Below are 21,566 nucleotides of genomic sequence, written 5' to 3'. Positions count from 1 at the left end.
GGGCCGCGGTACGAGACGGGCTGAATGTTCTTTAGTCCCCCACTACCCTTCCCCGTGTGGCCTTTACCGCACCTCGCCGCACTTTTCCATCCACCCTTCGCAACTGCGACGCCCGAGTGGGCTTCGTCGCCACGCGCGTCCGGCGTGTCACGCTGACGCGCTGGATCATCTCGTCGAGCCTCGCAAGCGCCGCCGCGCGATTCATGTCCTGCGTGCGGTGTTCCTGCGACTTGATGATGATCACCCCGTCACGCGTGATGCGACTGTCGCGTAATGCGAGCAAGCGCATCTTGATTGTTTCCGGAAGCGACGACGCCTGGATGTCGAAACGCAGGTGAATCGCGCTCGACACCTTGTTGACGTTCTGCCCGCCCGCGCCCTGTGCGCGCACGGCGCTCAGCTCGACCTCGTTTGGCTGGATCACATACTCGATCGAATGATTCACAATGCTGCCTCCGCAATCCGCGCGGCCAGACCCGAGTCACGCCGCGTAGGTGTACGGACGGCCTGCGCGAAGACGTCCGTCGAGCCGATCACGTCTATGCGGCTGCGCGCCCGCGTGATCGCCGTATAAACCAGTTCCCGCGACAACATGCGGCCAAACGCGCTCGGCAATACCAGCGCGGCGTGATCAAATTCCGAGCCCTGCGATTTGTGAACCGTCAGCGCAAATGCCGTGTCATGGGGCGGCAACGCAGCGGGCGAGAGCATCCGCAGCGTGCCATCGGCCAAGCGGAAGCAGACCTGCATGGCACCGTTCGCCGCCGGCAGCGCGATACCGATATCGCCGTTGAACACGCCCAACGCGTAGTCGTTGCGCGTAACAATCACCGGCCGTCCCGCGAACCATTGAGCGCCCGCGCCCAGCGTGACCGATGCAGCCGTCCGGACCCACGCTGATACACGCGTGTTGATTTCATCGACACCCCGCGGCCCATGACGCGTGGCGGCAAGGATGCGAAAGCGATTGAGCGCATCGAATAGCGGGGCTGCTCCGGTTCCCGCGTCGAGCGTTTCGACAAGCGCCCGCGCGTACGGTTCGAAACCGGCGTTCAAGCGCGCTAGCGTGCGCTCGGAGAGATGCATTCCCACATCGTCGATAAGCAGCGCCGCTTTCGTCGGATTGTCCTGGCTGTTGAGCGTCAAGGCGGCGAGCGCGTCGGAAACGGAACCGCGACGGATGGCGACCGACAACCTGCCAATATCCGAATCCAGGCCGAACCGATAATTACGCTGCAACCACACGACGCAGTCGGTCAACGGACTCGCTGCGGTTTGATCGAGTGCAACAGGCGCCACCGGATGCCAGTCGACTTCGGATTCGGGCAAACCGCCGAACCCGTCGTAAGCATCGGTGCCGTCGTCCGGGATCAGATAACCCGGTTCATCGATCCACATGGGTTCGGTTGCAAGCAGGGCTGCCTGATCACCCGCGTCATCGTCACGTTCGCTCGGCAACGCGGCGATGAACCGCTCCGTCGGCATCGACAACGCTGCAGCAATCCGCGCCGCGCCTGAATCGCTGAAAACCGGCCGCGCGCTCAGTTCAGCAAACACGGCGCCTGCTTCCACGGCGGCAAGTTGATCCTTGTCGCCAAGCATCACGAGTCGCGCACCGGGCGCGACCGCTTCGAGGAGATGCGCGGCCAGAGCGACGTCGATCATCGATGCCTCGTCGATCACGATCACGTCGAACGGCAGCGGATTGTCGCGATGATGCCGGAAGCGCCCGTTCGCGTGCGTGCCGAGCAGACGCTGAAGCGTGAACGACGTGCGCGGCAAACGCGAGGCCAGCTCCGGCGGCAACATAGTGGCGCGTTCGACCAGCGCCTCCTGCATGCGCTGCGCCGCCTTGCCCGTGGGCGCCGCGAGCGCGATGCGCAACGCCGGGTTTTCGTCGAGCAGGCACGCGAGCACGCCGACAACTGTTGTTGTCTTGCCCGTTCCCGGACCGCCACTCACGATAGTGAGGCGTCCCGACAACGCGACGAGCGCGGCCACGCGTTGCCAGTCGATGTTGTCGTCGTCGTTCTTTGGCTCGGCGAAATAACGCCCTACGCGCGCTTTCAATTCAGCCGGATCAGGCGCATCAGCAGAGACCTGGGCACGGTCGACCAGCGCCCGCGCGAGCCGCCGCTCGTAGTCGAAATACCGGGCGAGATAGATGCGCCGGCTGGCATCGATAACAAGCGGCAGCAGGTCCGCAGCAGCTTCCCGGCCGTCACACACCACGCCGCTTGCCAGCAACGCGGCGTGTACCGTGCCAGAAGTTTCGCCATACCGCTGCGCGAGGGCATCGAGTGCAATACATACGTGCCCTTGCGTAGTCGCGCGGCTCACTGCGAAGGCCGCGCGCTGGGCCCACCGGACGTTGTCGGCGTTTCCCTGAAGGCGCTTCGATAACGCGCCTATCCGGCGCGCAAATCCGTCAGCGAGCGCAATGCTGTCGTCGGATACAAGAGTCAGGTCGGGCGCGTTCATGCGGCAACTCCTTGCATCAGTCGATCGATTGCCTCGATCAGTTCCAGCGATGGCTTGCCCACATGCACACCCGCTGGCCTGTCACCATCGCGCCAATCGGTTCGTACGCCGCGCACAAACAAATACAAATAACCACCGATATGCCGTTCAAACGCGTAGTCACGCAGCCGCAAACGCAGATATCGATGCAGCGCGACCGTGTAAAAGAGCGCCTGCAAGTGATAGGCATGCGATGCCATAGCGGCGTCGAGAGATTCTTCGTCGTAGTCGGCGGGTGTCAGCCCAAGATGATTCGACTTCCAGTCGACGATCCAGAAACGCCCTTCATGCTCGACGATCAAGTCGATGAACCCCTTGACGAAGCCGCGCAAGGTTCCCGCTTCCAGTGCCACGTCGGAGAATCCATGCGCGACGAGCACGCGTCGCAAGGCCGTGAAATCCAGCGATTCCGCCGGGAACAGGAACTCGAGTTCATTCATGCGCCGCTTCGTCGCGATGGTGTCGAGGCGCATGCCGGGTACGAGTTCGGTTGCCACTGTATCGGCGAGCAGACGCGCCATCATCGCGGGCAGGTTGGCAGCCAGGTCGTCCGACGCGAAAACGGGAATAGGATGTTCATGTAATGCGCGCTCGATCGCTTCGGGCCATTTCACGGAGTCCGTGAAATCAGCGAGTTCGTACATGCGGTGCAGGCACTCTCCCGCCGACGGGCCGCGCGGGAATAAGAGGATATCGTCGGCATCGAGTTGGATCGGAGGCAACGGCGTTTCAGTTGGCGTCACCAACGCAAGCGCTGCTATTGCGTCGATACGCCCATCGTGGTCAGGGCGTTCGTCGGTGGGCTGTGCCTGATTCGATTCCTCACGTGCGCCGGCCGCGATCATGGAACTGAAACTGGCGGTCCGCCAACTGTCACGCAACACGCGACGACTGGTTCTGGGCTGCGGCGTGAAACCTTCGTCTCGGCTAACAATGAGCGGTTCACGCACGTCGATCACGGGCAAGGGTTCAACGGAGATAGAGCCTGTTGCAAGCGCTTGCCAGCTTCCGATTACATCGTCTTCTTCAGGTGGCTCAGCGAGCCAGTCGAAGAACTCCCGACCCGAGCCCGCGACCAGCCAGTTCAACACACTGCGCCGCGATTCCTTCGCTGATTTGCCGATCAGATACACCCCTCCAACCAAGTAGCACCGATACACCGCGCGCGTAAGCGCCACATACACGAGCCGCGCGCGTTCGGCGGCCTGCTCGCGCGTGGCGAGTCCGGATGCACGCTCACCTTCCTCGTCGGTATAGCCGTAATGCAAGATGGCCGCGCCGTCGTCGTGATACTCGCGGGCGTCGGGCAGTCCTGTGGACGGCGGATCGCGCAACGCGCCATCGTTCAGGAACGGACAGAACACGACCGCGTATTCCAGGCCCTTCGATTTATGTACCGTGACGATCTGCACGAGATTGCGATCGGACTCAAGCCGCAACTGCGCATCTTCTCCACCGCCCTGTTCCGCGCGCTGCGCGGCTAGCCAGCGCAGCGTGGGCGCAATGCCAGGTTGAACCGCGCCACGCGCCTGGATCAACTCGGCCAGATGATTGACGTTGGTCAGGCGGCGCTCGCCGTCCGGACCCACGACCAGACGCTGCGCCACCAGCAATTCACGGGCGAGCGTGCGCCACATCACCGCAAAACCGCGCTCGTGCCACAGCATCCGGTAACGCGAGAAACGTTCGACCCAGCTCATGGCGTCGGCCGCGGCGGGACCTTCGACGGCTTCACTATGCTCCATGTTCCACAACGCAGCGGCATCAAGCCCGAGCCAATCTGTTGCGAGCGCCGCGCGCAAGCGGCGCAAGTCGCCAGGGGTATCGATGGCGGCCAGCAATCGCTCGATCTGCTCGGCATCGAACGTACCGAATACCGATGCTTGCGCCAATTCCACGCTGCCCACGCCCCAACTTGCGAGCACGCGCTTGACGAGACTTCCCTGCCGATGCGTCTGCACAAGCACAGCAATCTGGCCGGGTGACAAGGGCTTGTCGCCGATCGTTACCTCGCCATTTTGAGCGCCGCGCAACAACCGCACGATCTCCGCCGCGCAGGCCTCCGCCGCCTGGCGATTGGCGTTCGTTTTCGACAGCGCGGAATCGCCTTGCGGCAACATCCACACGCAGAAATCAGCGGTATCGGAATACGCCGCCGACGCTGTGTTGTCGTTGAACGGCTCGCGCTCGCGCGTGCCTGCGCGCACCGGCTGGTACGTCAATCCATCGAGGATAAACGCCGCCGGGTTCGCGCCGAAAATGCGGTTGCAGGCATCGATGATCGGCTCAGTCGAGCGCTGGTTGACCGCAAGCGTATATCTCGCCGACGCCTGCTTGCGCGCCGTCAAATACGTATGCAGGTCGGCAGCACGAAAGCTGTAGATCGCCTGCTTCGGATCGCCGACCAGAAACAACGGCCCCTGCGGCGCGAAGATGCTGTTGAAGATGGCAAACTGCAGCGGGTCCGTGTCCTGGAACTCATCGATCAATGCAGCCGGATAACGCGCCCGAAGCGCAGCGGCAAGCCAAGGATTGGCCTCGAGCGCCTGATACAGGTTGGACAGCAGGTCGTCGAACGACACCACGCGCCTCGTCCGCTTGCGCACCGCCAGTTCCAGCGGCGCGTAGTCGAGCCACTCGCGCACAATGCCAAGCCATGCCGCGCGTTGCGCCGCTTCCGCGGCAGCAGCAGCGGCGGCAAGCGTCTCGGCGTGATCGAAGAAAGGATGCGAAGGTGGCTCGTTCTTCACCTTCGTGCCTTTCTTCAACGCGCTCGCCGTGAGCTTCAGCGCTTCTTTCGGCGGTGCGGCGTGACAATCGTTGTCAGCGAAATAATCGGCCCACGCGGCAATCGCCGCGTCGATCAGCGTGCGTTTGTGCGTGGTCTTGCTGAGCTTCGCTTCGGCGTCGATCAGCAATTGCACGATGGTGTCGCGTTCGGCGTGCCACACCGCGCACGCCGTATCGAACAACGCTTGCGCGTCCTCGCGATAGGTGAGCTCCGACTCACCCCAGCGCAACGTGGCAAGCGGTTTTTTCAGCCGACGCGAAAGCTGTGCGTCAAGCGATGCCGGTCCTGCACCCTTGCTCACGAGCCACGCGGCGAACGATGAATCCCGTGCCGCCGCCGGCTCGACCCGTTCACGCCAGAAGTCCGCTGCCATCTCGAAGCGCAACGCGCTGTCGTCGGCTTCGAGTTCGAACGCGAACGGCATGGTTGCAGCGAACGGCGCCTCTTGCAACGCGCGCTGGCAGAACGCGTGGATCGTGTGGATGGCGGCCTGATCGAAGGTATGCAGCGCGATCTTGATGCGCTTGAGCGCTTCATCCGGCTCGACACGTTCAAGCGTGGTCTCGAACAGGCGATCGAGGAACGCGTCGCCCGCGGTGTCGCCGGTTTCCATCGCGTGCGCGATCTGGACAAGCCGCGAGCGGATGCGCTCATGCAGTTCAGCGGTCGCCGCTTTCGTGAAGGTGACGACGAGGATCGCGTCGGCGGCAAGCTTCTTTTCGAGCAGAAGGCGAACGTAGAGCGCGCAGATGTTCCACGTCTTCCCCGTACCCGCCGATGCTTCGATCTGGTTCACGCCATCGAGTGAGCATTCGAAAACGTCGAGTTCATCGGCCGTGTCGGCCGTTAGTGTTGATGTTTCGGTACGCGTCATGCGTCGCTCCGCATGTGCTGGATCAGCGGTTCGAAGACGATTCTGGCCAACGTGGCGAAGGTTTCATCGAGTCTCAGTTCAGCGCCGCGAAACGCAATGCGCAACGCGGGATCGTCCGACTCGCCGCGCGTCCTGTCGGACACCCACACGCGCTGCGCCTTGGACTCGCTCTCCTTGACCCACGTCCACGCGCTTTTCGGAAAGAATCGCAGCGGCAACCGTTGCCCAGCGCGATACAACGCAGCGAGCGTTGCCAGATGCGCGTGCGGATCGTCGACGGGCGTCAGTTCAAAGCCGCTCGATTGCGCGCCGCGCCCGTGCCACACCGTGCGTCGAGGGCCATTGGGCAACGCGGCGCAGTAGGCAAGATGGGCGAGCCATGCAGAGAGGTAGTCGCGAGCGCGCGGCACGTCGTATCGGTAAATGATCTGGCCTTCGTCAGTGAGCAAATTCAAGGTGCCGTGAAGCTGCAGCGGCTGCAAAGCGTCCGCTTGCAACGTCGCGTCGTGGCGGCCGAACAACTCGGCATCCGGCCAACGCGGCTTGATATCCAGCGTGAACGGCAGGCGCGCCGCGCCTTCTCCCGTGGCGACCCGCACCCGATTGGCAAGCGAATGCAACGCGCCGATTTCCCGCGATTGCCACACACCGCCCGTCGCGCCGCCCGGCATTTCGGGACTCGCACGCGCGACCCGCCGCGCACGATCGAGCCCGCGCGCTTCAGTGTCGCCGGTAAGTGCGAGCAGCGACGGCAACACGCGATCAGCCAGCGCGGCACGACCGGGATATTCGAGCTCGAACGGTTCTGTATCGCCGAGTTCGGTCTCGGCGTCGAACAGCGAAATGCCGAGCCGATCACGCAAGATAGCGCGCGCCGGATGACGCCAGAAACGCTCGAAGTCATCGAATGCAACCGGTTCTACCTCTTCCGCCGGCAACGGTCCGCTAAAGAACTTCGCTGACGGTTCGATCTTGCCGAGCGCAAGCGCCTGCGCCAGTTCCGCGCGCTCCGGCTCGTAGGTGAACAACGGCGCGCTGAAGTACTCGGGCGCGAACGGCTGCAACGGATGCTCGAACATGAAACGGCGGCGCGCGCTCGCAAGCTCGTTCGGAGACGGACCCTCGCCCGCCACTGTTTCCTCCAGATAGTCGAGCAATTCGTCGATCAGCGCGGCAGGCGGCAGCGCGGCGTTGTCCCGAATGCTGCGTCCCGTGTACGCGATCATCAACCGGTCCCGCGCCGACAACAGCAAGTCGAGGAACAGGTTGCGTTCGTCGTCACGGCGTTGCCGGTCACCGAGCTTGCCGAAACTTGCCATCAGGTCGAATTCGTCGGCGCGTGCGAGGCTCGGCAACATGCCGTCGTCCATGCCGAGCAGGCAGACCACGCGATACGGCAACCCACGCAAGCTCGTCAGCGACGAAAACGTTACGCCGCCCCATGGGACGCCGCCACGCGCAGCGTCGTCGAGTGCGTCCGTGAGCGCGGTTCGCAGAACGTCGGCGGCAATTTCGGTGTCCACAGCGCCTTCGCTCATTGAGAGCATCAGTGCGTCGAGTGTCGACCGGACGTCGGCGATTGAGTCCGCGAATGGCAGGCCGGCATCGAAGAACTGCGTGAGCGCGTCGAGCAGCAATTGCGTCCAGGCCTGCGGCGTACGCGCAGTGGCTATACGTTCGCCGAACGCGTCAATATCGTCGATAAACCGCGTCAGCCGGCCGAGCAATTCCGCATCCGACCCTTGCGCGCCGCCAACCGGCAGCCATTCGTCGACAGGCGCGCCGCCATCGGGCAACGCGTAGCCGAGGAACAGCCGTGTGAGGGCATCGGAGAAGGTGTGACGGGCTGCAGGCACGTCCGCAGCAGTCGTAGCAGAAGGCGTGAGCCCGCGCCGTGCACCGGCCGCCGCAAGCCACGTCTGCGCCGTTTCCAGAGCGACGGCATCTATGCCATAACGCGCCGCGACCGCGTCGACCCGCAACCATTCAATCAACTCGGGCGCACCGACACTACGTTCAGGCAACGCCAGCCAGTCGAGCAACACGCGCGCGACCGGGTTTGCCTGCGAAGGCGGCAGACCCGTAATTCGATACGGAATCCGCCGGCGCTCACCAGCCACACCAGCAGGCGCAGTGCCGAACACGCCGTCGATCAGCGGACCCGCCGCCGCGAGATCCGGAAACGCCACGAGCACGTCGGAAGGCTGCAGCCCGTCTATCTCGTCGAACCAGCCGAGCAAACGGTCGTGCAACACTTCAAGCTGCCGCGACAAGCTATGGCACACGTGAATTTCGATACCAGGTTCTAGCGCTTGGTCCGGCTCCTCAACCTCGTTCAAATTAAGGATCGCGTTTTGCACGCGAGCGAGCCATGTGGGCGCGGAATTCTCCTCGAACTGGCTGGCTTCCCGCGACGCTGCGCTTTCCGTCAACTCGCGCAGCATGTGCAACTGCGCCTGCGTCTGGCGGCCCCATTCGGCGAGCAGCGGATGGCCCACTTCCTGGAAATCCAGCTTCCCCGCCAGCTCGAGCTGTTCCACCCGCGCCTCGCTCACGATGTCGAACCAGAACTCGCGGCACGGGTCGATGGCATAGATACGCACGTCGATCCATCGCGACAACTCGCGCAGCAACGCAATATGCAACGGCGGCATGGTCGGCAACGCGAACACGCTCACGCGCTCGGGCCACTCGGCCTTCATCACGGCGTCGAGATCGAGTTTCGGCGATTCGGTCAGGAACCGGTACGCCGGCGGCGTGGGATCGTGAGCGCCGGCGTCCTGTGCAAGGTCGGCGAGCAGCGCACGCCATAACGAGGCCTGCCAGCGTTCGTCCTCGCGCTGGATTTCTGTGGCGTTCGGCAGGCGCGGCCCATTTGCGTCGATTGCCCCGCCGGCCGACGCCAGGATCGACCCGCCAGCTTGCCAGTGCAGCAGCCATTCCGGCCGATACGTCAGATAGTGATCGAACACCGTGGCGATACGGCGCGCGAGTTCATAGCGCATGGAGTCGTCGGCGGCATCGAGATACGCGCGCAGTCGTGACGAGCTTTCCGGCGCAGCCTCCGTCATTGCACCAAGCAATCGGAAACAGCGCCACACCAGCCGGTCGGGTGCAAACGGCGAATGCTCGGGTACGGGCAATACGTCCCCAATCCTGGCCCACAACCACTGAGCGAGATAACACAGGTCCACGTTTGCACAAATGCCAAAGCGTCCGGCCATGTCCAGTTCGAGCCGGCGGCGCACTGCCGCGCTCGGCACGATGATCGTCTGGCTCGCGAATGGATCGCCGCCATTCAGCGCGAACGCGGCGACGTCGTCGAGCAGCGCCTGCGACAGCGTTTCATGGCGATTCGAATAGAAAAGTTCGAGCATGGATCCTGCTAGTTGGGCATGAAAGGCAACGTCTCGAACGGCCAAGGCCACGGACGTGTCGCGAGGTGAAACGACAGGATAGCAAAGGGCGTTCTTATCCGGAATTCGGCCAAACGGCCTAGGTTTGGATGCCGTCGAGTTGGGTTAGACTCGAAGCCACATTAAGTCAGGTCCGGGTGCGCCCATGTGGCATGCCAAGGTCATGGCGGGACCCGAGACACCCCGAAGATATCCGGGCAGCAAACTAGGAAGTCGATGCGTTACTCGCTAGAAATCAGAAAATTCATTTATAGCCAGTACTTCTTCGGTGGCTTGCGGATCGCGCTCGGCGTCTCGCTGCCGGCCATCCTGATGCTGACTGTATTTCACAATCGTGAACTTGGCTTCACCATTGCGACCGGTGCACTGGGTGCGAGCGTCGTCGACATGCCGGGGCCGTTGAAGTACAAGCACAACGAGATGCTGGCCTGTACGGTGATTGGCTTTTTGTCGGCACTTGCTACCGGCATCGCGAGCGCGAATGCCGTCACGTTGTGGCTGACGGTCGTGCCGCTCACGTTCGTGCTGTCGCTGGTCGTGGTGTACGGCAACCGCTGGCCGCAGATCAGCTTCGCTACGCTCTTCATGATGATCGTGACGCTGGAAGAGCATTTCACGCCCATGCAGGCGCTCATCAACGCTTCATGGATCCTGCTCGGCGGCCTTTGGTACACCTACTGGGCGACCTTTGTCAGCCGTTTGCTCGTCTATCGCATTGAGCGCCAGGCGCTGGCCGAGAGTGTGTTCAGGTGCGCCGAATATCTGCTCTCGCGCTCGGCTTTTTACGATCTGGACGCCAATCTCGACGAGTGTTACCGAAAACTGATCGAAAATCAGATCGCGGCGGTTGAGCGCCAGGATGCAGCGCGCGACATCGTGCTGCGCAACCTGCCGAAACTGCGAAGCGGCAAGCTCGATGCCCGCCGCGTCATGCTCTTCAACCTCTTCATCAACGTGGTCGACCTGCACGAGATGTTCGTGGGCGCACACACCGATTACCCGCTGGTGCGCAACACCTTCGGCGGGCAGGACATCCTGATCTTCTATCGTGACCTGATGCGAAAGACTGCGCTCGATCTCGAGGACATCGGGCTGGCCGTGCTGCAAAACCGGCCGGCCCGGGCTCGAATCAACGTGAAAGCGGAGTTGCGCGCGATCGAATATGAACTCGACCAGATGCGCCGGCACGACGTCCCGAAGAAGAACCCGGAAGCCTATTCCGCAGTGTCCGCGGCGTTCAGGAGGCTTTGGAGTGCGACACGGTTGATCGACAAAATGCGTCGCCAGACGCGGCATGATCCGAGCATCACCGAAACGGTGATTCGCGTCGATCCGACTTTGTCACGTTTTGTGTCGAGCCGCCGCGTGCCGTTCATGCAGATATTTTCAAACCTGACGATGGCCTCACCGAGCTTCCGGCACGCGCTGCGCGTGACCATCGCCGTGGGCGTCGGGTTCTGGCTCGGACGTCTGCTGCCGCTCACCAACGCGTACTGGATCGTGATGACAACGGTCATCATTCTCAAGCCCGGTTATTCGCTCACCAAACAGCGTAATGTGCAGCGGATTATCGGCACGGCGATCGGCTGTACGGCGTGCGTCGGGCTGATCCTGGTGGTGAAGGACCCGCACGTGTTGCTGGTTGCCATGTTCGCCTGCATGGTCATGAGCTACAGCCTGCTGCTGTTCAACTACACAGCGAGCGTGGTGTTCACGTCGGCCTACGTGTTGCTGATGCTGCACCTGCTTGCGCCGGGCGGCATGCGGCTGATCGGCGAACGCGCCATTGACACCGCCGTCGGATGCGCCATCGCGATTGCTGCCAGCCATCTGTTTCCGTACTGGGAATACCGGCTGATGGGCAAGCAGGTGCGCGACATGATTGGCGCAATGCGAAATTATCTTGAAGCAAGCTGGTGGTGGACCGGCAAGCCTGCAGTTCAGGCTGAATCCAAGGGCACGGCGGACGCCAATCTTTTCGCCGATGCCAACGCGGGAACAGCGCAAGCGGCAACGGCCGCGCTTGCGCGGGTGGAAGCCGGCGAAACGGAACTCGCGACAGCGGGCGATGCTTCCCTCAGTTTGACAAGTGGCGGCAACGCCAACTTTCCACCCGTCGTGAGCGACCGGGCAACCGATTTGGCGGACTCAGCGGTATTGAACGAACGCAACGCAGCAGGCATCGCGAACGACGAGATAGCCTCAACAAGCCTCAATAGGCAAGCAGTCGCCGCGTCAGCCACGGATACGTCGGGCGAAGCGCAGCCTCCCCGGGCCGTGAAACAAGCGGACGATGCTGCCCAATCACTCTCAGGCGCGACAGCCAAGAGCTCAGATCAACCGGCCGTCACTGAAACGGGCAGCAATCGTCCGGCCGCGGCATCGAAGAAAAAGACCGCCACCGGCGAAAGCGCCGCCGCGACCGCCATTTCAGGTGCCTCTGCGGCGGCAGCCATTGCAGCGGAGGCGCTCGACAGCGACTTCCGCTATCGCCTCGCGCGCAAGAACGTGCATATAGCGTTTGCGAATCTCGGCCAGGCGTTTCAGCGCATGATGCTCGAACCGAAAGCGCAGCAAAAGTTCGTGCCTGAACTCAACGACCTGCTGATCCGCAGCCACGTGCTCGCGTCGCAGATCACGGCGGCGGGGCCGTTGCTGCAATCGGTAGGGAAGTCTGCCGCGGGGCACGCGGCGCAACCCGTGCAGCGCGCGCTGACCGTCATCCGCGACAATCTAACGCAGGCGCAGGACGGTGTACCCGCGCCGGAAGATCAAGGCGAGCAGTCGAAACTGCTCACGCGCGAACTGGATTCAATGGTGGTGGATGCGGAACGCGCCCAGGATATCCCGGCCGATGCGGTCCAGGATCTGAAGCTGCTTGCGCATCAGTGCAAGCAGATGCTGACGGCGTCGCTCCTGATTCGAAAGGACGCGAGCCTGATCAACCTGCCGGAGTGACGGCCGGTCGTATAACCGCCACAAACGCAGAAGCTGCAGGTTGAAAGGGCGTTACTGGGAAGCGCCCGTCGCAGCCGCAGCGGGAACGGTAGCGCTCGCTGCTTCCGGCGGATTCTCTCTTTCGTACGCGCGCTTGTCGCGGATCGCGTTGAAGAACAATGTGCCGATCACAAGCAGCACCACGACCACGATAAGAATACTGATCGCGAAGGTGGGGTTCTTCCGCGTCGGGGCCTTTTTGCGGCGGTCATCGGTCATGAAATCGAAGCTCTGAGTGGGATTGGACGAAGCGCACGATCTTACCCGACATGGATTTCAGAAGGGTTGCGGCAGCCTTCCCTCCTCCACGCAGAACGCGTTCCATCTCACGCACAAAACCTCAGTTTCCCGTGACCCCGAGCGGGGACCGCACTGGCAGCGCGGTGGAATATTTGATCTGTTCCATCGCGAAACTCGAACTCACGTCGTAAAGCGGGACAGCGCGAATCAGCGTTTTGTACACACGGTCGTAATCGTCGATATCCGACACCACCACGCGCATCAGATAGTCCGTTTCCCCGCTCATTCGATACACCTCGACGACTTCGGGAATGTCGCGCACCGCGCGCGTGAAGTCCTCCGCCCAGGTCTGCGTGTGCTGATTCGTCTTCACCGCGACGAATACGGTTGTCCCGACCCCCAGCTTGCGCGGATCGCACAGCGCGACCTGAGCGCGAATCACGCCGGTTTCCTTCAACCGTTGCACACGTTTCCAGCATGGCGTCTGCGAGAGATTGACGCGCGTCGCCAGTTCGGCAATCGGCATTGTCACGTCTTCCTGCAGCAGCTCCAGCAACTTGCGATCGATAAGGTCCATGCCCACAGCCCGCCCCTTGTAGGAAATTATTCTACTTTTTCGTGCCTTGGCGAAATTATATGGAAACTTTTTCCACAAGCAAACCGGTATAAAAGAAGCTCGACTTTCCGCTCCTTTCTGCCTGATTCCGCTTGTCTGACGAGCCCCGCCATGACCTTTGCCACCTCCGCCCTTGCTACAAAATCGCCGCTCGCGCGGTTGTCCGATGCACTCGACCAAGCCTGTTGCCTCGATCCGTCGTCGGCAAGGTTCGCGCTGAGCGTGCGGTCCGCTCTCAATGGCTTGGCCCGGGAAGCTGGTCTTTTATCCGATGCCCAGCGTGAAGGCGGGCTGGATTGTTATCGACGGCATTTGCTGGTCGCCGATCCGCTCGGCCGCTATGCCGTCGCTGCGCTCGTCTGGCAAGCCGGTCAAGAGAGCCCGGTACACGGTCATCACACGTGGTGCGCTTACACGGTTATTGAAGGAACGCTGTCAGAGACGCTGTTCGCGTGGGATCCCGACACGCACCGGGCAGTTCAAACGCGCCGCCACGAGCGGGCGCACGGGGCGGTGTCCTTTGTCGGCGCGGGGCGTGCGGCAATTCACCAGTTAGGCAACGCATCGGTCAAGGGACGCACCGCGGTCTCGATCCATGTCTACGGCGTGCCCGCCGCGCGCATCTCGACCCATGTCAACGATCTCGTCACGGTTGCCGCTTAACGCGCGACGGCGCGCGTCAGTCCGGTCATACAGAAACAGCCGCGCAGAACTGCCCTACCCTTTCCCCGGCTCAGACGCCGTTGGAATCTGCGGCGGCACTTGCACGGATTGATCGGTCGGCGGCGGCGCGGCCTGGGATTTATGCGAAACATCGCGGGCCATGGCTGCCGCGCTGCGCTCCACCGGCGACAGCGGCGCCGCTTCCGTCAACTCTTCCAGATCGGTCAAATCCGTTTCCATTCCCCCGGATTCCCGCGACACCCGCAGCTGCATTTGCGGCACCGGAACGTCCATGCCGATTTCGTCCATCTTGCGCTTGACCCTGACGTTAAATGCCCGCGCGACACTCCATTGCTTCAGCGGCAGGGTCTTGATCTGCCCTTTCACGACCATCCAGTTAGGATCGAAACGGTCCAGCCCCCACACTTCGATCGGCCCCAGCATCTCGCGCCGGTATCGAAAATCGGCCATCAATTCAGCACCGACTTCACGAATCATCTGCGTGATCTGGTCGACATCGGCGGAAAACGGCACCCGCACTTCGAACACCGCATAAGCAAAATCGCGCGACAAGTTCTTCACCACCTTGATCTGCGAAAACGGAATGGCGTGAATAGCGCCTTGCCCATCGCGCAGCCGCACAGTACGGATAGTCAGCGTTTCCACCACGCCCGCATGGCCGCCGTCGACCTCGATAGAATCACCGACAGAAATGGTGTCCTCGATGATGATGAAAAGTCCCGTTATCAGATCGGCCACCAGCGACTGCGCACCAAAACCCACCGCCAGCCCGATCACGCCGGCGCCAGCAAGCAACGGCGTCACGTTCAGTCCAAGATTTGCCGCGGTAATAATCGCGGCAACGCTCAGCAGTCCGACGAACACCACGTTGCGGATCAGCGGCAGCATGGTGCGCGCGCGCATGCTCGGACCGCGCCCTTTGCCACGCGGCGTGTTCGGATTGAGCGCCTCCTGAATCCCCGTATCGATCAGGATCCACACCAGCCATGCAATAAAAATAGTCAGCAGGATCGCGCTCACCGCATGCGTGATGCCGCGCGCGGCCACGCTTTCCTCGGCCAGTTTGGTGAGCGAAAACCCCCAGAAACGCGAGGCAAGTTCGAGGAAAGCCAGCCAGATCACCAGCACGACCATGCGGCCAAAGAACTTGAAAAGCCGTCGTACATACGCCGATTGCCGGCGCGTCTTGCGTTGCGGCAATCGCGTGACCCGCAACGTAACCGCGCTGAGAAACAGTCCGACCACCAGCAGGCCGGCGGTTGCGATCGCCATTTGCAGGACGTTCTCGGAGGTGCCAATACCCGCAAGCGTCGCGATCACCGAAGCCGATGCAAGCAGCAGCATGGGCACCTGCCAGAGCGAGCCGACCACCTCGAACGTTTCGGTCGCGGCCTTGTGCTGGCTGCGCTGCTCATACGAACGGCTGCGGATCAGGTGGGACACGGGTCGCTGGAACGCCAGCGTGAAATAGGCGGTCAGGATCGCCGCGCCCATGTTCGCGACCGTTGAGAGGAGCCCGGACAGATTCGTGCCGAGTTGTTGCGCCACGTCGTAATTCGAGGCGGCGTCGCCCAGCGCGCCGAGCGTGCCAATGAGAAATAACAGCCGACGCGCATGCAGAATCAGCAGATGCACCGCCACCCGGCGATGCGCCGAGCCGAACAGCGAGAACATGATCAGGCAGATCGATGAAAACACGGCGCCCGCGACAATCGCGTATGCCGTCACCATCGCGAGCGTGCGGCCCAGCGACACCGGCATCAGCCGCGCAAAAGTCAGCGCTGCGATAAACGCGAACAGGTACGGCCCGACCCGCCGCAGCGCGAAGATCAGAAGCTCGCTCGTGGTCGGATTGGCACGCAGCCCGAAATGAACCTTGTAACGCGCGTGCAAGTACCGCTGGAAGTAGACCAGCAGAAAAGCGCACACGCCCCAGCCAGCCAGCATCAGGCAATAGTTAAGCAGAGTGTGACCAAAACTCTCGCGGCTCTGGCCCGAGACAATGGTGAAAAGCTCATTGCCCGCGGCGTTCAGGCGACCGCCCCAATAAGCAAGCGGCGTACGGCCGCGGCTGAAGTCAGCCTCTACGCTCGACAATCCGGACGCGATCGCCCCAAGCAGGCCCGTTTTGGGCGTGATAGCGGCGACGACCGACGAGGCTGCCGTCGTTGAACTCGCCGACGAAGCCGCAGCCACTTCCGGCAGTACTGCCGCGGCGGAACCGTCGGACGCAGCCGATGAGTCAGCCGGTTGCACGGCGCTTTGGGCGTCACGCTTGGCGTCGCGGAGCTTTTTCAACTGCGCGACCAGCGCCGTGCGCTCCCGGTCGTTGTCCAGCGTGGAGATGACCGTGTCGAGCGAGCGCGTCAGATCGACGTCGCTGGCCGGACTGGCCGCGGCGTCGGCCGTGCCGGAAGCCGTCGCAGATGCCGAGCCGGGGCTGGATGCCGCCGGTTTGTTGATGAGTTCCTGAAACGACGGCAACGTGAGCGCAGGAGGGGCGGCGTTGGCGTTCAGGGCAAAAACGGTGAGCGCCGAGCTGACCAACGCGGCGAATACCAGCGCGCTAGCGAGCGCCCGGATGCGGCTTGGTTTCATGGCGGTGCGCAAAAGGCAAAAAAGGTAAAAGACCGCCAGTTTAGCCGCTGCGCTGAAATAATCTTTAGACAAAACGGTCACGCGGGTAACGAGATGTTAGTCCGCACGCGCCGGGATGACGGCGTTGAACAGCGCGGCGGGTTGCGTGACCCAGCCGGTTGTCGCCTATTTGTCCATATCCGAGCGGGCGTTTCCGGGGTCAGCCGACGTAGCGGCCGAACCACTCGATGCGCCGCCCGACGAACTGCTCGACGAACTGCCTGAGCTCGTTCCCGAAGCCGAGCTTGCCGACCAGTCCTGCAATTTGCGCCCGGCCGACTGCAGGCCGGCACCGGTATCGCTTGCAGCGTTCACGATAGCCGCGTTTGTCGCGCTCGCCGCACCTGCCAGATTGGCTCGTGCGGCGGCTGCCACGCCGCTCGCCGACATATCCGGCAAGGTACCTGCCGACTGCAGGTTCGACTGCGCGGACTGCTTGACCGAATCGACCTGCTGGCCGACATAGTTCGCCGCCTGATCGAATTTCTGGCCAGCCTGGCTGGCTACGTTGTTCAGCGCACCAGCGGCCTGCCCCGCCGCCGCGTCGTGCTTTTCACATGCCGCGAGAAGTCCAAGCGCAACCACGGCGCTGGCCAGCCGATTCATCCTGTTCTTTTGCATCGTCATTGTCCTGTTGGGCAAGCAAGCTGCATCTGCCCGATTGTTACATTCACCGCTTCATTCACCGCTTCAACGGCTATTTCGAACCCCATGATAACCGTGCGCACCGGGCTCGGTTCCTTCAACCGGGCAATGCTGGCCGTCAGGCCAGGTTTCAGGCGTAATTCAAACAAATCGCAGTAATACCCGCCGCACCGCATCCGAACAGGTGAAATTCAACCCGCTTTAAGACGCTTCTGATTCATTTCATCGACGCCGCTTCTTATAGTGCGGCCATCCCTGAATTCGATATTGAAGTGTTGTCATGATCCTGATGAACCTGCTAGTTGCCCTCGTTGCCGGCCTGATCCTTTTCGAGCCGTTCACGCGCACGCCCATGTCGCGTTCAGTGCGTTTTTCCGACCATCGCAGCCGGGCCATGCGCGCCTTTGTGCAGGCGGGCGTGGCGCTGGTCGCCGCCATGATCGTCGCTACCAGCAATCCTGCGCCGCAACAGGTTTCTCCGGTGCTCGTGCTCGGCAGCGCGGCAGTGTTGGGGATGGCGGGTATCTATTGGGCGCTGCGCGGCCGGCGCTTGCTGAAACCCGGCAAGATGTTTGCAGCACATCGCTAATCGTATTGATAAGGGCTTGCGCCCTTCTTCGGGGCCAGCTCAACCGCCAAGCTACCCCCCGCAAATACCAGCGCTTCTCACGATGCCCTTCCGTTTCGGAAGGGCATCGGCTTATTGGCGCCACGCATCAAAATCTTTTAGTTCACCAGAAAATACTAAACATGCGCGCGGGAATGAATTGGACCGCCGTGAGATAAGGTAGCGTAACGGCGTAGCTTAAGGGCTTGAGTCGCGTGGACGCCTCGTGCGGCGTCCATCATCGCTTGCGCCGCAGCAAGGTCGGCACTGCGCAACAACGCCTCCGCGCGCGTGAACCAGTTACGCTATCCGGGCGGCGCTGTCCGAAACAGGTTTGCGGGCGCCTTTGACAGGCAAAAAAAAGGCGCTACGTTGCCGTAGCGCCTTAAAAGTTCTAGCCATTCCGAGGGCCGTGCTAGAACCTGAGAGCTGGTTATCGATCGCATTTCGACGGGCGCAACTTGCGCTTCCGGAGTGCTTTCGAAATCGGGTTCCATTTTTTACGTTATGCGAAACCTAGTCAAGCGAAATTTCGAGGATTGAGCGACTATCTAACCGTAAGGTACGCGGGTTTGATGACAAAAACGGGTCCGGCAGCTACACCTTTTCATTGCTGGATAATACGATTCCGGTGAGCGGTGGCGTGCGTGCTCAGTCAGCTTCGACGAATGGCGTCTCCGGCCTTTCCAACGAAACCAAGTTCCGAAAAATAATGCAAACCACTGAGAGCCGGCCTATGAGCCGGGAAAAGGAAAAAGGGCGTGACGGTGAAGAAGTCGTTGCGTTGTCACGCGGCCTCGACGTACTTCGGCGTATTGCCGCCGCCGACGCGCCCGTCAGCAATCGCGAACTCGCGGAGTGGACGGGCATTCCAAAACCCACCATCTCGCGGCTGACGGCAACCTTGGTGAGCGCCAATTTGCTGTTTCAATTACCCGACAGCGAACGTTTCGTACTGACGGCTTCAGTCCTGGAGTTGAGCAACGGCTTCCTGCGCAACTTCGACATCCGGGCGCGAGCGCGGCCATTTCTTATCGAACTGGCGGACCGGACTACGCTAAGTGTCCATCTGGCAGTACGCGACCGGCTGGACATGGTTGTCATCGATACGATCCGGCCGCGCTCTGCCGTGCTCGTATCGCGGCTCGAAGTTGGCTCGCGGATGGACCTGGGACGCACGGCGGTCGGCCGCGCCTATCTGGCGGCGCTCGGCGAGCCCGACAGGGCCGGGCTGCTAGACAGTCTGCGGACCGCGTCGGGCGACGACTGGCCGAGTATCGACGGCAGCCTGAAGCCGGGCCTGGAAGACGCAGTGCGCCGTGGTTTCGCCATCTCCACCGGCGACTGGCACCAGGGGCTCAATGCTGTCGCGGCAGGCTTTGTAGGCCCGTCGGGACAACGCTACGCGGTCAATTGCGGCGGCGCTGAATATCAGGCGCCACGGGAAGCGCTGCTCAACGAGGTCGCACCCGCTCTGCTCGAATGCGTCGCGAAGATCACGCACGAGATCGGCGGAACACCGTCCGCGCGCCTGAGCGAATAACGGGTCGAATAACGCGCGTTACGCGCGATGGACGGCAAAACCTCCTGCTGTGCCAGCATCGGCACATAGGGACGTTTTGCTATCCATCGTTGCGCTTCCCCGCACTTAATTCCCGACGCACAACGTCTCCTGCTTCACCTCCACAGCAGCGCGAACCCCATTGAAACGTCAATGAGCACGCCTTGCCAAGGGCTTAGCGTGACTCTTGCACGCACAAGACGATACGATGTCGGTCGGCGTTTGCGACCCTCCCCGGCGCTGTTTTCGAATTGCATTCTGTCCCCGCCGGGATTCGTAACGTTCGTAATCAATCGAAAGAAAGAGAGCTGGACTCCAACGAAGCACGGGACGTAGCATCATGCTTCGCGCGCCGGACTACCTTTCGATGCTTTCACTCAAGTGAGCGCTTCGTGAGCACATCAGCGCCCATGGCGTGCTCGCTGCGTGACTGAGCAATGCGTCGCGTAAGGTGCGTGACGAAGGTGCGTAACTTGGCCACCGGCGTTCCCAGCATCCTTCAGAACCGTCCGCGCTAACCTCGGCAAGCCAACCGCCAGCACTTCAAGACAGTTTCCGAGCCCACCGACTCACCGACTCACCGAGCCACTGAAACGATGGACGAACAAAAAAAACACCCAGCACCACCGCCGCACTCTGACGCCCGTTCGCCTACCTCCCAAGCCTCGACTCCTCCCGTGTCCCCTTCCCGGCCCCGCCGGCGCCGTCTTGTTTGGATCGTCGTCGCGATCCTGATCGTGGCCGGCCTGTTCGCGTGGCATCCATGGAACCGTGGTGGTGCTGATAACGCGCAGCAAGCGCGGCAGGGCGGCGGCGGGAGGCGCGGTGGCGGCGGTCCGGGCATGGCTGCTCCGCCGCAACCCGTGCATGTCGCGACGGTGACGCAAGGCGAAATGCCGGTGGTGATCAATTCGCTCGGGACAGTGACGCCGCTGGCGTCGGTGACGGTCAAGACGCAGCTCAACGGGACACTGCAGAACGTCGCGTTCCAGGAAGGCCAGATGGTCAAGAAGGGGGACGTACTGGCTCAGATCGACCCCCGCCCTTACGAGATCTCGTTGCGCAATGCACAGGGCACGCTCGCGAAGGACCAGGCGCTGCTGCAGACCGCACGGCTCGACCTGAAGCGCTACCAGATGCTGCTTTCGCAAGATTCGATCGCGAGCCAGCAAGTGGACACGCAGGCGTCGCTTGTCCAGCAGTACGAGGGGACGGTCAAGTCGGACCAGGCGAATGTCGATACCTACAAACTCGACCTGACCTACGCGCGCATCACGGCGCCGGTGTCGGGCCGCGTCGGCTTGCGGCAGGTCGATCCGGGCAACTACGTGACGACCGGCGACACGAATGGCGTCGTGGTCATCACGCAACTGCAGCCCATCAGCGTCATTTTCACGACCTCCGAAGACAATCTGACTGCGATTCTGAAGCCGCTGCATGCGGGCACGAAGATGTCGGTGACTGCTTATGACCGGGCCAACACCAAGTCGCTCGAAAGTGGTTATCTGGAAACGATCGACAACCAGATCGATACCACCACAGGCACCGTCAAGCTGCGCGCAACCTTCGACAACCAGGAAAGCATGCTGTTTCCGAATCAGTTCGTGAACACGAAACTACTGGTCGATGTCATCAAGGACGCGACCATCGTGCCTACGCCGGCGGTGCTCAACGGTTCATCGGGCGCGTTTGTCTATGTGGTGAAGCCGGACAATACGGTGACCGTACGCAACGTGAAGATCGGCCCGGTCGATGGCGAACGCACCAGCATCAAGACGGGTCTGGAAGTGGGCGAGCGTGTAGTGATCGACGGTTCGGACCGCCTGAAGGAAGGCGCGAAGATTACTATCCCGGCAGACAAGCCCAAGGCCGCTTCCGGTGCATCCGGCGCCGCTGCGGCATCGGCTGCTTCGGGCGCGCATCACGGCCACCATCGCAAGCAGCAGCAACAATGATGTACTCATGATCCATAACCGCA

General features: G+C 62.1%; 13 protein-coding genes. 5 read left to right on the top strand and 8 right to left on the bottom strand.

The window, feature by feature from the left end:
* Positions 1–31: 31 nt before the first annotated feature.
* The 4 genes from arfB to recC are packed head-to-tail and all read right to left on the bottom strand — an operon-like array spanning position 32 to position 9,562.
* A complete protein-coding gene (gene arfB / locus GSQ93_RS15975; RefSeq protein WP_254073890.1) occupies positions 32–445 on the bottom strand; it encodes an alternative ribosome rescue aminoacyl-tRNA hydrolase ArfB in 414 nt (137 codons plus the stop codon).
* The gene (locus GSQ93_RS15970; protein ID WP_158936619.1) at positions 442–2,481 is read right to left on the bottom strand and encodes an AAA family ATPase; all 2,040 of its coding nucleotides are present in this window, start codon (positions 2,479–2,481) and stop codon (positions 442–444) included. The genes arfB and GSQ93_RS15970 overlap by 4 nt, the downstream gene beginning before the upstream one ends.
* Positions 2,478–6,185 carry an exodeoxyribonuclease V subunit beta gene (recB, locus tag GSQ93_RS15965; RefSeq protein ID WP_158936618.1) on the bottom strand — a complete coding sequence of 1,236 codons (3,708 nt, stop codon included), beginning with the start codon at positions 6,183–6,185 and terminating at the stop codon, positions 2,478–2,480. The genes GSQ93_RS15970 and recB overlap by 4 nt, the downstream gene beginning before the upstream one ends.
* Positions 6,182–9,562: an exodeoxyribonuclease V subunit gamma gene (recC, locus tag GSQ93_RS15960; protein WP_158936617.1), complete on the bottom strand. Its 3,381-nt coding sequence runs from the start codon at positions 9,560–9,562 to the stop codon at positions 6,182–6,184. The genes recB and recC overlap by 4 nt, the downstream gene beginning before the upstream one ends.
* Positions 9,563–9,817: 255 nt before the next feature.
* Here recC and GSQ93_RS15955 point away from each other — a divergent pair, with 255 nt between their 5' ends.
* Positions 9,818–12,559, top strand: coding sequence for an FUSC family membrane protein (locus GSQ93_RS15955; RefSeq protein WP_158936616.1), 2,742 nt, complete (start codon positions 9,818–9,820; stop codon positions 12,557–12,559).
* A 51-nt stretch (positions 12,560–12,610) separates the two neighbouring features.
* On the opposite strand, the gene GSQ93_RS15950 is transcribed toward GSQ93_RS15955, so the two are convergent.
* Positions 12,611–12,817, bottom strand: coding sequence for a hypothetical protein (locus GSQ93_RS15950; RefSeq protein WP_158936615.1), 207 nt, complete (start codon positions 12,815–12,817; stop codon positions 12,611–12,613).
* A 121-nt stretch (positions 12,818–12,938) separates the two neighbouring features.
* The gene (locus tag GSQ93_RS15945; protein WP_165088299.1) at positions 12,939–13,415 is read right to left on the bottom strand and encodes an Lrp/AsnC family transcriptional regulator; all 477 of its coding nucleotides are present in this window, start codon (positions 13,413–13,415) and stop codon (positions 12,939–12,941) included.
* Between the two features lie 150 nt (positions 13,416–13,565).
* Here GSQ93_RS15945 and GSQ93_RS15940 point away from each other — a divergent pair, with 150 nt between their 5' ends.
* The gene (locus GSQ93_RS15940; RefSeq protein WP_158936614.1) at positions 13,566–14,117 is read left to right on the top strand and encodes a cysteine dioxygenase family protein; all 552 of its coding nucleotides are present in this window, start codon (positions 13,566–13,568) and stop codon (positions 14,115–14,117) included.
* A 54-nt stretch (positions 14,118–14,171) separates the two neighbouring features.
* Here GSQ93_RS15940 and GSQ93_RS15935 read toward each other — a convergent pair whose 3' ends face one another.
* Positions 14,172–16,736, bottom strand: coding sequence for a mechanosensitive ion channel family protein (locus GSQ93_RS15935; RefSeq protein WP_158936613.1), 2,565 nt, complete (start codon positions 16,734–16,736; stop codon positions 14,172–14,174).
* A 165-nt stretch (positions 16,737–16,901) separates the two neighbouring features.
* Complete coding sequence (locus tag GSQ93_RS15930; RefSeq protein ID WP_158936612.1) at positions 16,902–17,396, bottom strand: hypothetical protein; 495 nt, start codon at positions 17,394–17,396, stop codon at positions 16,902–16,904.
* A 304-nt stretch (positions 17,397–17,700) separates the two neighbouring features.
* Here GSQ93_RS15930 and GSQ93_RS15925 point away from each other — a divergent pair, with 304 nt between their 5' ends.
* The 3 genes from GSQ93_RS15925 to GSQ93_RS15915 all read left to right on the top strand — a co-directional run bounded on the left by GSQ93_RS15925 (position 17,701) and on the right by GSQ93_RS15915 (position 21,543).
* Positions 17,701–18,009, top strand: a complete 309-nt coding sequence (locus GSQ93_RS15925) for a hypothetical protein (protein ID WP_158936611.1) — start codon at positions 17,701–17,703, stop codon at positions 18,007–18,009.
* A 730-nt stretch (positions 18,010–18,739) separates the two neighbouring features.
* Positions 18,740–19,570 (top strand): IclR family transcriptional regulator, encoded by an 831-nt coding sequence (locus GSQ93_RS15920; protein ID WP_158936610.1) that lies wholly within the window; start codon positions 18,740–18,742, stop codon positions 19,568–19,570.
* A gap of 614 nt (positions 19,571–20,184) precedes the next feature.
* Positions 20,185–21,543, top strand: a complete 1,359-nt coding sequence (locus GSQ93_RS15915; protein WP_158936609.1) for an MdtA/MuxA family multidrug efflux RND transporter periplasmic adaptor subunit — start codon at positions 20,185–20,187, stop codon at positions 21,541–21,543.
* Positions 21,544–21,566 lie beyond the last annotated feature (23 nt).

It is taken from the genome of Burkholderia sp. S171 (assembly GCF_009766085.1).
GTDB lineage: Bacteria > Pseudomonadota > Gammaproteobacteria > Burkholderiales > Burkholderiaceae > Caballeronia.
The sequence above is the reverse complement of the archived record's forward strand: the minus strand, read 5'-3'. Positions and strand labels throughout refer to the sequence as shown.

Coding starts and splice junctions, on each gene's coding strand:
- GSQ93_RS15915 (WP_158936609.1), top strand. CDS start 20,185: ATGGACGAACAAAAAAAACACCCAGCACCACCGCCGCACTCTGACGCC.
- GSQ93_RS15955 (WP_158936616.1), top strand. CDS start 9,818: ATGCGTTACTCGCTAGAAATCAGAAAATTCATTTATAGCCAGTACTTC.
- GSQ93_RS15970 (WP_158936619.1), bottom strand. CDS start 2,481: ATGAACGCGCCCGACCTGACTCTTGTATCCGACGACAGCATTGCGCTC.
- recC (WP_158936617.1), bottom strand. CDS start 9,562: ATGCTCGAACTTTTCTATTCGAATCGCCATGAAACGCTGTCGCAGGCG.
- GSQ93_RS15925 (WP_158936611.1), top strand. CDS start 17,701: ATGATCCTGATGAACCTGCTAGTTGCCCTCGTTGCCGGCCTGATCCTT.
- recB (WP_158936618.1), bottom strand. CDS start 6,185: ATGACGCGTACCGAAACATCAACACTAACGGCCGACACGGCCGATGAA.
- GSQ93_RS15950 (WP_158936615.1), bottom strand. CDS start 12,817: ATGACCGATGACCGCCGCAAAAAGGCCCCGACGCGGAAGAACCCCACC.
- GSQ93_RS15945 (WP_165088299.1), bottom strand. CDS start 13,415: ATGGACCTTATCGATCGCAAGTTGCTGGAGCTGCTGCAGGAAGACGTG.
- GSQ93_RS15920 (WP_158936610.1), top strand. CDS start 18,740: ATGCAAACCACTGAGAGCCGGCCTATGAGCCGGGAAAAGGAAAAAGGG.
- GSQ93_RS15930 (WP_158936612.1), bottom strand. CDS start 17,396: ATGCAAAAGAACAGGATGAATCGGCTGGCCAGCGCCGTGGTTGCGCTT.
- GSQ93_RS15935 (WP_158936613.1), bottom strand. CDS start 16,736: ATGAAACCAAGCCGCATCCGGGCGCTCGCTAGCGCGCTGGTATTCGCC.
- GSQ93_RS15940 (WP_158936614.1), top strand. CDS start 13,566: ATGACCTTTGCCACCTCCGCCCTTGCTACAAAATCGCCGCTCGCGCGG.